The sequence below is a fragment of the Leclercia sp. UBA1284 genome (genome assembly GCF_002308415.1).
In the GTDB taxonomy this organism is placed as follows: domain Bacteria; phylum Pseudomonadota; class Gammaproteobacteria; order Enterobacterales; family Enterobacteriaceae; genus Enterobacter; species Enterobacter pneumoniae.
In genome coordinates, this window is record NZ_DBUS01000006.1 from 2,191,589 (window position 1) to 2,205,327 (window position 13,739).

18 protein-coding genes are annotated in these 13,739 nt (G+C 54.1%); 5 read left to right on the forward strand and 13 right to left on the reverse strand.

The window, feature by feature from the left end; translation table 11 throughout:
- Positions 1-9 precede the first annotated feature (9 nt).
- Both B3511_RS13715 and B3511_RS13720 read right to left on the reverse strand, forming a co-directional pair.
- A complete protein-coding gene (locus B3511_RS13715; RefSeq protein WP_040074658.1) occupies positions 10-282 on the reverse strand; it encodes a PTS sugar transporter subunit IIB in 273 nt (90 codons plus the stop codon).
- Between the two features lie 79 nt (positions 283-361).
- Positions 362-805: a PTS sugar transporter subunit IIA gene (locus tag B3511_RS13720; protein WP_046884681.1), complete on the reverse strand. Its 444-nt coding sequence runs from the start codon at positions 803-805 to the stop codon at positions 362-364.
- A gap of 250 nt (positions 806-1,055) precedes the next feature.
- Between B3511_RS13720 and B3511_RS13725 the strand changes: the two genes are divergently transcribed.
- Positions 1,056-2,075 (forward strand): LacI family DNA-binding transcriptional regulator, encoded by a 1,020-nt coding sequence (locus tag B3511_RS13725; protein ID WP_040074654.1) that lies wholly within the window; start codon positions 1,056-1,058, stop codon positions 2,073-2,075.
- A gap of 3 nt (positions 2,076-2,078) precedes the next feature.
- Here B3511_RS13725 and yfcD read toward each other — a convergent pair whose 3' ends face one another.
- From yfcD to yfcF, 3 genes are read right to left on the reverse strand one after another with little or no spacing between them, the layout of a single operon-like run.
- Positions 2,079-2,633, reverse strand: a complete 555-nt coding sequence (gene yfcD / locus B3511_RS13730; protein WP_040074653.1) for an NUDIX hydrolase YfcD — start codon at positions 2,631-2,633, stop codon at positions 2,079-2,081.
- A 56-nt stretch (positions 2,634-2,689) separates the two neighbouring features.
- Positions 2,690-3,241, reverse strand: a complete 552-nt coding sequence (gene yfcE / locus B3511_RS13735; RefSeq protein WP_286783250.1) for a phosphodiesterase — start codon at positions 3,239-3,241, stop codon at positions 2,690-2,692.
- A 53-nt stretch (positions 3,242-3,294) separates the two neighbouring features.
- A complete protein-coding gene (gene yfcF, locus B3511_RS13740; protein WP_286783251.1) occupies positions 3,295-3,939 on the reverse strand; it encodes a glutathione transferase in 645 nt (214 codons plus the stop codon).
- A 136-nt stretch (positions 3,940-4,075) separates the two neighbouring features.
- Between yfcF and yfcG the strand changes: the two genes are divergently transcribed.
- The 4 genes from yfcG (at position 4,076) to B3511_RS13760 (ending at position 6,622) form a co-directional block, all read left to right on the forward strand.
- Positions 4,076-4,696, forward strand: a complete 621-nt coding sequence (gene yfcG, locus B3511_RS13745) for a GSH-dependent disulfide bond oxidoreductase (RefSeq protein WP_046884677.1) — start codon at positions 4,076-4,078, stop codon at positions 4,694-4,696.
- A 69-nt stretch (positions 4,697-4,765) separates the two neighbouring features.
- A complete protein-coding gene (gene folX / locus B3511_RS13750) occupies positions 4,766-5,128 on the forward strand; it encodes a dihydroneopterin triphosphate 2'-epimerase (protein ID WP_040074650.1) in 363 nt (120 codons plus the stop codon).
- A gap of 19 nt (positions 5,129-5,147) precedes the next feature.
- Entirely contained in the window at positions 5,148-6,041 is an 894-nt protein-coding gene (locus tag B3511_RS13755) for a TIGR01777 family oxidoreductase (RefSeq protein WP_233801581.1), read from the forward strand.
- Positions 6,042-6,097: 56 nt separating this feature from the next.
- Positions 6,098-6,622: a GNAT family N-acetyltransferase gene (locus tag B3511_RS13760; RefSeq protein ID WP_046884675.1), complete on the forward strand. Its 525-nt coding sequence runs from the start codon at positions 6,098-6,100 to the stop codon at positions 6,620-6,622.
- Positions 6,623-6,644: 22 nt separating this feature from the next.
- On the opposite strand, the gene hisP is transcribed toward B3511_RS13760, so the two are convergent.
- From hisP to cvpA, 8 genes are all read right to left on the reverse strand, one after another.
- Positions 6,645-7,418: a histidine ABC transporter ATP-binding protein HisP gene (gene hisP, locus B3511_RS13765; protein ID WP_040074647.1), complete on the reverse strand. Its 774-nt coding sequence runs from the start codon at positions 7,416-7,418 to the stop codon at positions 6,645-6,647.
- Between the two features lie 7 nt (positions 7,419-7,425).
- Complete coding sequence (hisM, locus tag B3511_RS13770; protein WP_040074646.1) at positions 7,426-8,142, reverse strand: histidine ABC transporter permease HisM; 717 nt, start codon at positions 8,140-8,142, stop codon at positions 7,426-7,428.
- Positions 8,139-8,825, reverse strand: a complete 687-nt coding sequence (locus B3511_RS13775; RefSeq protein ID WP_040074645.1) for a histidine ABC transporter permease HisQ — start codon at positions 8,823-8,825, stop codon at positions 8,139-8,141. The genes hisM and B3511_RS13775 overlap by 4 nt, the downstream gene beginning before the upstream one ends.
- Before the next feature lie 82 nt (positions 8,826-8,907).
- Positions 8,908-9,690, reverse strand: a complete 783-nt coding sequence (gene hisJ / locus B3511_RS13780) for a histidine ABC transporter substrate-binding protein HisJ (RefSeq protein WP_207292154.1) — start codon at positions 9,688-9,690, stop codon at positions 8,908-8,910.
- A 240-nt stretch (positions 9,691-9,930) separates the two neighbouring features.
- On the reverse strand, positions 9,931-10,713 hold the full coding sequence (argT, locus tag B3511_RS13785; RefSeq protein ID WP_286783252.1) for a lysine/arginine/ornithine ABC transporter substrate-binding protein ArgT: 783 nt from the start codon (positions 10,711-10,713) through the stop codon (positions 9,931-9,933).
- Positions 10,714-11,000: 287 nt separating this feature from the next.
- Positions 11,001-11,570 (reverse strand): UbiX family flavin prenyltransferase, encoded by a 570-nt coding sequence (locus B3511_RS13790; RefSeq protein WP_040074642.1) that lies wholly within the window; start codon positions 11,568-11,570, stop codon positions 11,001-11,003.
- Positions 11,571-11,659: 89 nt separating this feature from the next.
- Positions 11,660-13,177 carry an amidophosphoribosyltransferase gene (gene purF, locus B3511_RS13795; protein ID WP_040074641.1) on the reverse strand — a complete coding sequence of 506 codons (1,518 nt, stop codon included), beginning with the start codon at positions 13,175-13,177 and terminating at the stop codon, positions 11,660-11,662.
- A 36-nt stretch (positions 13,178-13,213) separates the two neighbouring features.
- A complete protein-coding gene (gene cvpA / locus B3511_RS13800; RefSeq protein ID WP_040074640.1) occupies positions 13,214-13,702 on the reverse strand; it encodes a colicin V production protein in 489 nt (162 codons plus the stop codon).
- Positions 13,703-13,739: the final 37 nt, after the last annotated feature.

A 13,739-nucleotide genomic window follows, 5' to 3' on the forward strand; every position in this document is an offset into this window, starting at 1 on the left:
CAGTCAGGGTTAGTGTTTCGCGAACCAGGCGCTAAGCTGCGCTTCAAGTTCGTTGATATCAATGATGTTCTGGATCACCACTAGCTGGCTCTCCGGCACGCTGGCGCTGGCCGCGATATCTTTGGCCATCACGAACAGGTCGGCCGCGCCTGGGGTGGCTGAAGAGAGATCAGAATGCTCCACCTCGGCATCGATATTGAGTTTTTTGAGGACTTTTTTAATGTTCATTTCGACCATAAAACTACTGCCAAGCCCGGAGCCGCAAATCGCCATAATTTTCATTGTTATGCCCTTTTTTGAGTAGAGTACGTCCCCATCACGCTCGAGCGTAATGTGGTTAAAAACGATGTCGGAATTAAAACTAGAAGCGTTCGATAATGGCTTTTATTTCCTCCCGGGTCGTTGCGACATGTAATTGCGCCATATCCTCATCGCTCGAAAATAATTCTGCCAGCGCGGAGATCATTTCGATGTGGCTATGTTTGTCTGGTGCCGCGAGCATGACGATCACATCGACCGGATCAAACTCCCCCGCACCAAACGAAATCCCCTCTTTCAACTTCAGCAGCGAAAGACCTAACCCTTTTGCCCCCTCTTCCGGGCGTGCATGCGGCATTGCCAGCCCAGGCGCCAGCACATAGTAGGGGCCAAGCTTCTGGTGTTGCTCGACAATCGCCGTAATGTACTCCGGCGCAATAACGTTCATCTCCAGCAGCGGACGCGCGCAAATTTCAAGCGCCTGCGGCCAGTTTTCCACGCTGTCCTGAAGCTGGATCGTCTGTTCAAAAATCCACTTATTGAGCACGCTTGTTCCTCGTATCAGGGGCTAAGATGGGCAAACTTTATGCAAGCCTACCCAAATTGGCTGCGATCAGGATCACAAAGATAGCGCTACCAATCGTTAACATTCATAAATGTGATAGCGCTATCAAAATGCAATCAGCGCAGCAAATCACAACCAGAAAACGGGATTTAAGGCGTATACTTCGAGCACAGCACGTGACGAACGATAAGAAAAACGTGTGCCAACATGTTGTAAAACAGCAGGAATCTGTATGTCTCTGACCAGAAAAAGGCGAAGTACCGGCAAAGTCACTATTGCAGACGTGGCGCAGCTGGCAGGGGTCGGTACCATGACGGTATCGCGGGCGCTGCGTACCCCTGAACAAGTGTCTGATAAATTGCGTGAAAAGATCGACGCTGCGGTTCATGAGCTGGGCTATATGCCCAACCTGGCCGCCAGCGCGCTGGCATCGGCCTCTTCGTGGACGATCGCTATGGTGGTGCCAAACCTTGCCGAGGCGGGGTGTTCCGAAATGTTTGCCGGCCTACAGCAAGTGCTCCAGCCTGCCGGATATCAGATCATGCTGGCGGAATCACAGCATCGACTTGAGCAGGAAGAAAAATTGCTCGAGACACTGCTGGCATCGAACATTGCCGCCGCGATTTTACTCAGCGTGGAGCACAGCGAAACGGTGCGCCACTGGCTGCAGCATCGCTCTATTCCGGTGGTAGAGATGGGGGCGATGCGCGCCGACCCTATCGATATGAATATCGGTATTGATAACGTTGCCGCCATGTATGAGCTCACCGAGATGGTGATTCAGCGTGGCTATCAGAACATCGGCCTGCTGTGCGCTAACCAGGAGCAGTGGATTTTCCAGCAGCATTTGCAGGGCTGGTACAAAGCGATGCTGCGTCACCACCTGGCGCCAAACCGGGTTATCAACGCGGCGCTGCCTCCCAGTTTCTCGACCGGAGCATCACAGCTGCCGGAGTTTCTCCTGGCCTGGCCAGAGCTGGATGCGCTGGTCTGCGTCTCTGATGAGCTGGCCTGCGGGGTGCTTTATGAATGCCAACGCCGGCGAATTAAAGTGCCGGACGATCTCGCCGTTGTCGGTTTTGGCGATAGCGATGTGAGCCGCGTGTGCGTGCCGCCGTTGACCACCATGGCGGTACCGCATCGTAAAATCGGGGTTGAAGCCGGGAAAGCGTTACTGGAACGTCTGAATGACGGAGACTGGCGCGACCATAAACCTATCGCGTCCAGCCTGTGCTTGCGGGAAAGTTGCTGAGGCTTATTCCGCCTCTTCCTCTTTTTCCGGTTTAGCGGATTCGTTTTTGGCGTTGCGGGTCATCCACAGCGCCAGCGCTTTTAATGAATCCGGCGTGAACTCATCGCAACGCGCGGTGATCTCTTCCGGCGTCATCCAGCTGACTTCACTCACCTCTTCTTCCTGAAGCGCAAACGGCCCGTGAGAGACGCAGCTGAACAGCCCACCCCAGACGCGGCAGTTGTCGTCTTCGAAATAGAACTGGCCATGCTCGGCGAAGGGCACGCCCGCAATACCTAACTCCTCTTCCGCTTCACGACGTGCGGAGTCGAGCAGCACTTCATCGGCCTGAACCACGCCACCGGCGGTCGCATCAAGCATACCCGGCATAAAATCTTTCGTTTCGGTACGGCGCTGGACCAGAATTTTACCCATCCCATCATGCACGACGATGTAGGTTGCGCGATGACGCAAGCGCTGCGCCCGCATCTGTTCGCGGCTCGCCTGCGCTATCACCTCATTGTCTTCGCTGACAATATCAACCCACTCTGTACTTGCCAAATGACTCTGCTCCACCATCGGGGAAACCTTCTCTTCATAGCGCTCTCGCGGCGCGTTTACGGTTGAGGTGTAAATTACGGATTAATCGTTGTCTGCGCAATAACCTGACCATTATTCAGCGCCATAACGCACAAATGGTCTCCTTCAAGCCAGCCATAGCTCGCCGGGAATCCCCCTTTCGGGATACTAACGGAGCCGGGATTGAAATGGATGATATCCTCCCGCGCCTCCGCCACTGGAATATGAGTATGACCATAAACCAGCACATCGCCAGCGTTCAGCGGCGGCTGTTTATCGGGGCCAAAAAGGTGACCGTGGGTCAAAAACAGACGGCGATTTTCCAGCAAAATTTGCTGCCACGGGGCGGTGATGGGGAACTGGAGCAACATCTGATCGACTTCGCTGTCGCAATTGCCGCGTACGGCAATAATGCGCGAGGCAAACGCGTTCAGACGTTCGGCGACCTGCGCCGGGGCATAGCCTTCCGGCAGCGCGTTGCGCGGACCGTGGTTAAGCATATCACCCAGGATAATCAACCAGTTCGCCCCGCTTTGTGTGAAACGTTCAAGGATCTGTTCAGTTGCGGGCAGCGAGCCGTGGATATCTGAGGCAAACATCAGCTTCATTGATAACTCCTTCTAAAAACCACGGCCTATCTTACCTTATTCAGCCAGCCTTATCAGCCCGGACGCTTCGCGGAAAGGGCCACATAACGCTGCACGGACGCGCGCTGCCACTGGAACGCGGCATAGTCAGCCAGACGCGGCGGCACCTCATCACCATTCAGTATCAGACGGTTAAGCATCAGCGCCAGATCGGTATCCGCAATACACCATTCGCCAAACAAATTCTGATGCCCCTGAGCCAACAAGGTGCTCGCGGTATCGATAAGTTTACCCGCCGCGCTTTGCGCCCCGGTGCTCAGCGGCGGTTTCTTAGCCCCGGCGAACACCACATCGGTGGCGCGCTCTTCGCGTATTGGACCGAGATCGCTACGTAACCAGGCTTGAATTTGCCGCGCCCGGGCGCGTTTTTGCAGATCATGAGGATAGATTCGCTCCCACTCCGGCGGGGCAAATCGTTCCTCAAGGTATTCAGCGATGGCCGACGACTCGCTCAGCTCAAAACCGTCGATCTCCAGCACGGGTACCCGGCGGGTTAACGCATAGCCCTGCCACCGGGGATTTAAGTGCTCCCCCTTATCGAGACTCACGGTCTTCAGGGTAAACGGCAGCCCTTTCTCTGCCAGCGCAACGTAAACGCTCATCACGTAAGGGGAAAAGAAATCCGCATCGGACCATAAAGTTATTGCAGGTTGATTCATAGGATGCTCACTGGCTGTAGGGTTTTCATCCAACATATAGTCTGTCGGCCTCTCTGTCACCTGATGAAAAATCACGATGTAGCATCACCACCTATACTCGATCCAGTGCCGTAAAAATGTAGCGACAGGAGTGGAGATGATTGACCTCTATTACGCCCCGACCCCTAACGGACATAAGATCACCCTTTTTCTGGAAGAGGCGCAGCTAGATTACCAATTGATTCGGGTGGATATCAGCCGGGGAGAGCAGTTTCGCCCTGAGTTTCTGGCCCTCTCACCCAACAATAAAATCCCCGCCATCGTGGATAACGATCCCGAGGATGGTGGCCAGCCGTTAAGCCTGTTTGAATCGGGAGCGATCCTGCTCTATCTGGCAGAAAAGTCAGGCACGTTATTGAGCGGGGAGTTGCGCGAGCGGCATGTTACCTTGCAATGGCTGTTCTGGCAGATGAGCGGATTAGGGCCGATGCTGGGACAAAACCACCATTTCAACTACCATGCACCGCAGCCAATCCCCTATGCCATTGAGCGTTATCAGGTGGAAACGCAGCGGCTTTATAACGTGCTTAACAAGCGGCTGGAAAAAACACCGTGGCTGGCGGGCGATCACTATAGCATCGCCGATATCGCCTGTTGGCCCTGGGTGAACGAGCACGTACGTCAGCGCGTAGACCTGGCGACCTGGCCTGCGGTCAACAACTGGTTTGAACGCATACGTACGCGCCCGGCAACCCAACGCGCCCTGTTAAAAGCGTAATAGAAGCAGGCGTTTTCCGATGAATCCTCATGTATCATGTTGCGGAAAATGACACGGAGGAAGCCTGCAATGTCCCAACACGACGCAATAATCAGAATCAAAAATTTACGCCTGCGTACCTATATTGGTATTAAAGAGGAAGAGCGCGCTAATCGTCAGGATATCGTCATCAATGTGACCATTCACTATCCTGCCGATAAAGCGCGCGCCAGCGAAGATATTAACGACGCGCTGAACTACCGCACCATTACCAAGAGCATCATTCAGCTGGTCGAGAATAACCGCTTCTCATTGCTCGAAAAATTAACTCAGGATGTGCTCGATCTCGCACGCGAACATCACTGGGTCACCTATGCTGAAGTCGAAATCGATAAACTTCATGCGCTGCGCTACGCCGACTCCGTCTCTATGACGTTAAGCTGGCAACGCTAAGCGCAACCCTGGAGGTTGTATGCAGATTCTGTTAACCGGCGGAACCGGCCTGATTGGCCGTCATCTGATCCCCCGCTTGCGCCAGCTGGGCCATGAGATCACGGTGGTGACGCGCAGCCCGGAAAAAGCACGGCAGGTACTGGGTAGCGATATTACCCTCTGGAAAGGGCTGGCTGAACGGCAGAATCTCGACGGCTTCGACGCCGTCATCAACCTCGCGGGTGAGCCTATCGCCGACAAACGCTGGACTGAACAGCAGAAACAGCGTTTATGTAACAGTCGCTGGCAAATTACCCAGCGGCTGGTTGACCTGTTCAAGGCCAGCAATACACCGCCGTCGGTCCTGATTTCCGGGTCGGCGACGGGCTATTATGGCGATTTGGGTGAAGTGGTCGTTACCGAAGAAGAGCCCCCGCATAACGAATTTACCCACAAACTTTGCGCCCGCTGGGAACAGATAGCCTGCGGTGCGCAAAGCGATTCCACGCGCGTCTGCCTGCTTCGCACCGGCGTGGTCCTGGCACCGAAGGGTGGGATCCTGGCGAAAATGCTGCCGGTATTTAAGCTCGGCCTCGGCGGGCCGATTGGCAATGGACGGCAGTATCTGGCGTGGATCCACGTCGATGATATGGTCAACGGTATTCTGTGGCTGCTGGATAACGATCTGCGCGGCCCGTTCAATATGGTCTCGCCTTACCCGGTGCGTAATGAGCAGTTTGCCCACGCGCTCGGTCATGCGCTGCATCGCCCGGCGGTGGTTCGCGCCCCGGCCACGGCGGTGCGCCTGATGATGGGAGAGTCCTCTGTGCTGGTATTAGGCGGCCAGCGCGCTCTGCCGAAGCGGCTGGAGGCGGCTGGCTTTGCGTTCCGTTGGTTTGACTTAGAAGATGCGCTGGGAGATGTGGTAGGTTAAGCGTAGCGGCCGGTTATGGTACTGTTATTCGCCTGTTTCCCTGCAAGGGCATGACTATGGCGATCATTACCACTCCCCGGCTCTCCCTCTCCCCGTTCGAACCTTCTGACTGGCCCTTTTTTCGCGCCCTGCGTGAAGATCCGGCGATAATGCGCTACATGGCCGCCATTGCCCCTGAGAAAGAGACGCAGCGCCTGTTTGCGCTGCGCCTGACATCGAAACATCTCTTTGTGATTCGCCGCCATGACGACCCCACCCCGCTGGGGGACATCGGCCTGCAAATCAGCGACCACCATCCCGAAGAGGCGGATATCGGTTATACCATCGTGCCCCAGGCGCAAGGCCAGGGCTACGCCAGCGAGGCGCTTCAGGCGGTGTGTGACTATGGGTTTACCCAGGCCGGCGTGAAGGCGGTCAACGCTTATGTACTGGCGGATAACGGCGGTTCAGTGCGGGTGCTTGAGAAAGCCGGGTTTGTCCGTACCCAGGTGCTGGAAAAAGCTTACGAGATTGATGGCGTGCGGTATGACGATTGGGTGTATCGGCTGGAGCCTGATGCGGCCAATTCCCCTCTCCCGTAAAGAGAGAGGAGAAAGCAAAAGGCTACTTCAACGAGCCTTTCAGGAACTGCTGCAAGCGGGCGCTCTGGGGGTTACCTAATACCTCGTCCGGATGCCCCTGCTCTTCGATCTTTCCCTGATGCAGGAAGATAACGTGGTTAGAGACGTTACGCGCAAAGCCCATCTCGTGCGTCACCACCACCATCGTTTTTCCCTCTTCGGCAAGCTGCTGCATAATACGCAGCACTTCGCCTACCAGCTCTGGATCCAGCGCGGAGGTGGGTTCATCGAACAGCAGCACTTCCGGTTCCATTGCCAGCGCGCGGGCAATAGAGACACGCTGCTGTTGGCCCCCTGACAGATGTACCGGGTATTTAATTTGCTGGCGCTCGTCGATCCCCACCTTGGCGAGGTATTTTTCCGCACGCTTGCGCGCGTCTTGTTTGCTTAAGCCCAGCACCTGAATCGGCGCTTCCATCACGTTCTCGAGCACCGTCATGTGGCTCCAGAGGTTAAAGTGCTGGAACACCATCGTCAGGCGCGTACGCAGCATCCGCAGCTGATGCTTATCCGCCACCTTCAGCTGGCCGTCTTTATCACGTACCAGGTTGATGTTCTCGCCGCTGACTACAATAGAGCCTTCGCTCGGCTTTTCGAGGAAGTTGATGCAGCGCAGGAAGGTACTTTTACCCGAGCCGGATGAGCCGATAATGCTAATTACATCGCCGGCATTCGCCTGGAGCGATACCCCTTTCAGCACTTCATGTTCGCCGTAGCGTTTGTGCAAATCGGTAACGTTTAATTTGTTCTCAGCCATCATATTCTCAGTGCGTCGAAGTAGGTTTGATATGCTGTAACCAGCGCTTCTCCGCCTTGCGGAAGAGGCTAATCAGGACATACGAAATCATCAGATACAACACGGCCGCGATGCCGAACGCGGTAAAGGGCTGATAGGTCGCGGAGTTAATATCCCGGGCGATTTTCAGCAGATCCGGTACGGTGGCAGTAAATGCCAGTGCGGTGGAATGCAGCATCAGGATCACTTCGTTGCTGTAGGCAGGCAGCGCGATACGCAGGGCCGACGGCAGAATAATGCAGCGATAAAGTTTCACCGAGGAGAAGCCGTAAGCCCGCGCCGCCTCGATTTCACCATGGGGCACCGAACGGATGGCACCGGCAAAGATCTCGGTGGTGTAGGCACAGGTATTCAGCGTCAACGCCAGTACCGTACAGTTCAGGCCGCTACGGAAAAAGGCGTTTAACATTTCGGTGCCTTTTACAATCTCCAACGTATACATGCCGGAGTAGAACACCAGCAGCTGCACGTACAGCGGCGTACCACGAAAAATGTAGGTAAACAGCCAGATCGGGAAGCGGATGAATTTATTGTTTGATACCCGGCCAATGGCGAGAAACACCGCCAGGATACCGCCCATCACCACGGATGAAATCAGCAGCCACAGGGTGATGGCCACGCCGGTAAAGCGATAGCCGTCGGTCCAGAGCAGCGATTTCCAGTACTCCTGAATAATCTCGATCACAGGTCAGCCCTCTTCACACCCACGGAGTAGCGACGTTCGAGCAGCAGCAGTACACCATTGGAGACGGTGGTAAAAACCAGATAGATAACGCCACAAACAATGGCGAAGTAGAACGGCTCCCAGGTGCTTTTGCCCGCCAGCTGAGTGGCTTTCACAACGTCTTCCAGACCCAGCAACGAGACCAGCGCCGTGGCTTTGAGGATCACCTGCCAGTTGTTGCCGATGCCCGGCAGCGCAAAGCGCATCATGGCCGGAAACATAATGCGACGGAAGGTCTGAGAGGAGGTAAAGCCGAAGGCGGTGGCCGCCTCGATATGGCCTTTGGGTACCGCCAGATAGGCGCCGCGGAACGTTTCCGTAAAGTAAGCACCGTAAATGAAACCGAGGGTGATGATACCCGCCACCATAGGATCAATATCGATCTGCCCCATGCCTATGGCATCGGTCACGCCGTTTAGCGCAATCTGCAGGCCGTAGAAAATCAACAGCATCAGTACGAGGTCAGGTACACCGCGAATAAGTGTGGTATAGCCTTCGAAAATCAACGCCAGCGCGCGATTTGCCGAAAGTTTTGCCCCCGCGCCCGCCAGGCCTATCAGCACGGCCAGCACCACGGAACTGAGAGCCAGTTCCAGGGTGACCAGCGCGCCTTGTAGAATAACGCCAGAAAATCCGTACAGCATACAGCCTGCCCTGTCGTGAGTGTGGTCAACCGTGTCTTTTCCCCTCCCGAAGCGGGAGGGGGCGCACGTTATTTAGCGGGGCTTAACCGCCGTATACGTCGAAATCAAAGTACTTTTTGGCGAGTTTTTCATAGGTGCCGTCGGCACGCATCTCTGCAAAGGCTTTGTTCAGCGCTTCACGCAGCTCGTTATCTTCTTTGCGCAGCCCCATACCGGTGCCGACGCCGAAGAGCTTCTCGTCCTTAATAGACGGGCCGCCGAACTTATACTCTTTTCCGACCGGCTGCTTCAGGAAACCTTCGCTGGCCGCAACTTCATCCTGGAAGGCGGCATCGATACGGCCCGCAGTCAGGTCGGCGTAGATGTTCTCCTGGCCCTGATACGAGACGATTTCAATCCCTTTTGGCGCCCAGTGTTCGTTACCGTAGGTCTCCTGAGTGGTCCCCTGCAGCACACCTACACGTTTACCTTTCAATGACTCAACGGTCGGCTGGATATCGGAGGATTTGGCCACCACCAGACGGGAGTCGGCTGCATAGAGTTTGTCGGTAAAGGCAATCTCTTGCTGACGTTTTTCGGTGATGGAGAGTGACGACATGATGACGTCGATTTTTTTCGCTTTCAGCGACGGAATCAGCGCGTCCAGCGGGTTTTCAACATATGAACATTGTGCTTTGATCCGTTTGCACAGCTCATTCGCCAGATCGATGTCAAAACCGACCAGTTCACCCTTCGCATTCTTCGATTCGAACGGGGCATAAGTTGGGTCAGTACCGATACGAATTTTTTGCGGAATTGCTGCAAATGCCGCGGTGGCGCTGGAAAAGGCCAGAACCAGAGAAAGTGACAATACCAATTTTTTCATATCTATCCTCAACAAACTGTCTTCTTACGGGTTTTCTACGTCGACGGGGTGTAAGTAATGTGCCATTAATCCACGCGACAAGGCAAAAGAATATGCTCGCCTTGCGCCAAAAAGTGCATCATTACTGCTTAATTATTCACTTTATAACCAGCCGGGCACGGAACATGCACTCTTCTGGTTCACGCTCACCCGCCATGCACCATAATGACCCACCATTATGGTGCATTCGCTTAAAGCCGATTAATCACCGTAGACATTGAAGTCGAAGTATTTTTTCGCCAGTTTGTCGTAAGTCCCATCTTTGCGTAGGTCGTCGAAGGCTTTATCGAAGGCCGCTTTCAGTTCAGTATCGTCCTTACGCAGGCCAATACCGGTACCGTCACCAAAGTATTTTTTGTCTTTAACCGATGGGCCTGCAAAAGCAAACTCTTTGCCCGCTGGCTGTTTGAGGAAGCCTTCGCTGGCCGCAACTTCATCCTGGAATGCCGCATCAAGACGGCCCGCCGACAGGTCAGAGTAAATCAGATCCTGGTTCTGGTAGGCCACCACATCGACCCCCTTCTCACGCCAGTTGGCATTAGCGTAACCTTCCTGCGTCGAGCCCTGCAGCACGCCCACATGCTTGCCTTTCAGCGAGTCGATGGTCGGCTGTACGGGTGAGCCTTTTGCGGCAATCAGACGCGAATCTGCTGCGTAGAGTTTTTCAGAAAACGCGATCTCCTGCTGGCGCTTCTCAGTAATGGAGAGCGACGAGATAATCGCGTCAATTTTCTTGGCTTTGAGGGACGGGATCAGCGCATCGAAATCGCTGCCTACCCAGGTACATTTCACAGACATGCGTTTGCACATCTCATTCCCCAGATCGATATCAAACCCGACGAACTCCCCTTTCGCATCTTTAGATGAGAATGGCGCATAGGTCGCATCGGTACCGATACGTACGGTTTGCGGAAGCGCTGCGTAGCTCCCTGCGGCCGCGCTTAATCCCACCAGCAAAGACAGAGCCATAACCGTCTTCTTCATACATTTACCCTCAAGTATCGTGATTTTATTATCTGTTGTGTTGTGTGTTGCAGGCATTGTCTTGCAGGTCTTATGCCATTTTGACGTCGGTATAAAAATTCAACGTTTAATATGTTAATGAAAGGTTGCAAGAATGCCTTAATGGTGAAAGATAGCAGGTCTGCCAAACGAACCGCAGCGAGGAGAGGGCAAAAAAGGAATTAAATGTTGAGGATATGATCGCTGTTGCATAATTGCCCTGAAACAGGGCAACGCGGTGTTTTATCGCACTCAGCCAGTGCACATTTTTAGCTACCCTGCCAGCGGGTAAAAAGATCGGCAGGCAGTTCAATGTCGAACTGATCGATCACGCGATTAACCGTTTGATTGATCACGTCATCCAGACTTTGTGGGCGATGGTAGAACGCCGGCACCGGCGGCATAATTACTGCGCCCAGTTCTGCCGCCTGAGTCATCAGACGCAGATGCCCCAGATGTAGCGGCGTTTCACGTACGCACAACACCAACGGACGACGTTCTTTTAGCACTACATCGGCCGCACGGGTCACCAGAGTGTCGGTGTAGCTGTTCACGATGCCAGACAGGGTCTTAATCGAACAGGGCAGTATGACCATTCCCGATGTTTTAAACGAGCCGGAAGAGATGGTAGCGGCGATATCACGGGCGTCATGAATGACGTCGGCCAAAGACTGAACGTCGCGCAGAGAGAGGTCTGTTTCAAGGGAGAGGGTTTGGCGCGCCGCCTGGCTCATTACCAGATGGGTTTCCACGTCCGGCACGTTACGCAGCACCTGCAGTAAACGCACACCGTATATGGCACCGCTGGCACCTGAGATCCCTACTATCAGTCGTTTCATGATTTTCGCCCTTTCCAGTTCAGGGCTGACTGTGCAGGATTTTGCGAGGAGTTGCAAGCGAGGGCCACTGCCCTCGCTTACTTCGGCGATTAGCCTTCGTTATGCATCTCTAAGCTTTCAAGATCGTTCTGCATCTGAACCGCTTTTGCGTCGTCATTTCGCAGGGAATCGAGATAGTCGAGATACTGCTGATCGACATCTTTTGTGACGTAAATACCGTTAAATACTGAGCATTCAAACTGCTGAATATCCGGATTTTCCGCACGCACCGCCTCGATGAGATCGTTGAGATCCTGGAAAATCAGGCCGTCCGCGCCGATGATCTGGCGAATCTCGTCCACTTCACGACCATGGGCAATCAACTCGTTCGCTGTTGGCATGTCGATACCGTAGACGTTCGGGAAGCGGATTTCCGGCGCAGCAGAGGCCAGATAGACCTTCTTCGCTCCGGCTTCACGGGCCATTTCGATAATCTGCTCAGAGGTCGTGCCGCGTACAATAGAGTCATCAACCAGCAGCACGTTTTTATCGCGGAACTCAGCGCGGTTGGCGTTGAGCTTACGGCGCACGGATTTACGGCGCAGGTGCTGGCCCGGCATGATAAAGGTACGACCCACGTAGCGGTTTTTCACAAAACCCTGACGATAGGGTTTGCCCAGAATACGTGCCATCTCCAGTGCGATATCGCAGGAAGTCTCCGGGATGGGGATCACCACATCGATATCCAGGTCTTCCCACTCACGCGCAATCTTCTCGCCGAGCTTGGTTCCCATATTCACACGGGCGCTGTAGACGGAGATTTTATCGATGAAGGAGTCTGGACGCGCGAAGTAAACATACTCGAACAGACACGGATTGCTGACCGGATTATCCGCACACATGCGGGTGAACAGCTGCCCTTTCTCGGTGATATAAATCGCTTCGCCTGGCGCGACATCGCGCAGGAATTCAAAGCCCAGGGTATCCAGCGCCACGCTCTCAGAGGCCACCATGTATTCGGTACGGCCGTCGCCCATGTCACGTTTACCCAGCACCAGCGGGCGGATACCGTTCGGGTCGCGGAAGGCAACCATACCGTGGCCGATAATCATCGCTACGCAGGCATAAGCACCACGGATCAGACGGTTAGTGGCAGCCACGGCAGCAAAAATGTTATCTGCTTCAAGCGGATAGTGACGGAAGTTGTCCAGTTCACTGGCAAAAATATTCAGCAGAATTTCAGAATCAGAAGTGGTGTTAATGTGGCGACGCTTCTCTTCAAACAGCTTCTGGCGTAACTCGTGCGCGTTGGTCAGGTTGCCGTTGTGAGCAAGCGTGATGCCATACGGGGAGTTTACATAGAAAGGCTGTGCTTCAGAGGCGCTGGAACTACCAGCGGTAGGATAACGAACGTGACCAATACCCATATTACCTTGCAGACGCTGCATATGGCGGGCTTCAAACACATCGCTTACCAGGCCATTCGCCTTACGTAAACGGAAGCAGTTGTTTGCATCAATGGTGATGATACCCGCAGCATCCTGCCCACGGTGCTGAAGCACCGTTAACGCGTCATAAATCGACTGGTTTACCGGCATGAAACCGGCGATACCGACAATACCGCACATTCGTCTTTTCCTCGTTAAGCCACATCTCAGAACCGATCAGGTTCTGGGCAAGAAACTCGACGAGCTTTGCAGATAGTCAAAGAACCATCTGATGATGAAACTGAATTGTGGAATCAGCTGCGATTTCTGCCAGTCTTCACTTTTTGAGAACCCGGTAAAGGTATCAAGGAAGAACAGTATCGCCGCCACAATCAGCGCGCCTCGCAACGCCCCAAAACAGATGCCGAGCACCCTGTCCGTACCTGACAGACCGGTTTTCTCGACCAGCTGACCTATCACATAATTGACGATAGCGCCGACAATCAACGTCGCGATAAACAGTACCGCGATGGCGATTCCGTTTCGGACCAGTTCATCTTCAAAGCCCGTGAACCAGACAGACAGGTAAGTGTAGTAATGACTGGCAACGAAGAAGGCACAGCCCCAGGTTACCAGCGATAACGCTTCACGAACAAAGCCACGGATCAGGCTAACCAGACAGGAAAAACCAATCACCGCAATGATGGCGTAATCAATCCAGACCATATGTGTCCCACGATTTAACGCCCTGTCATCCAGTTCG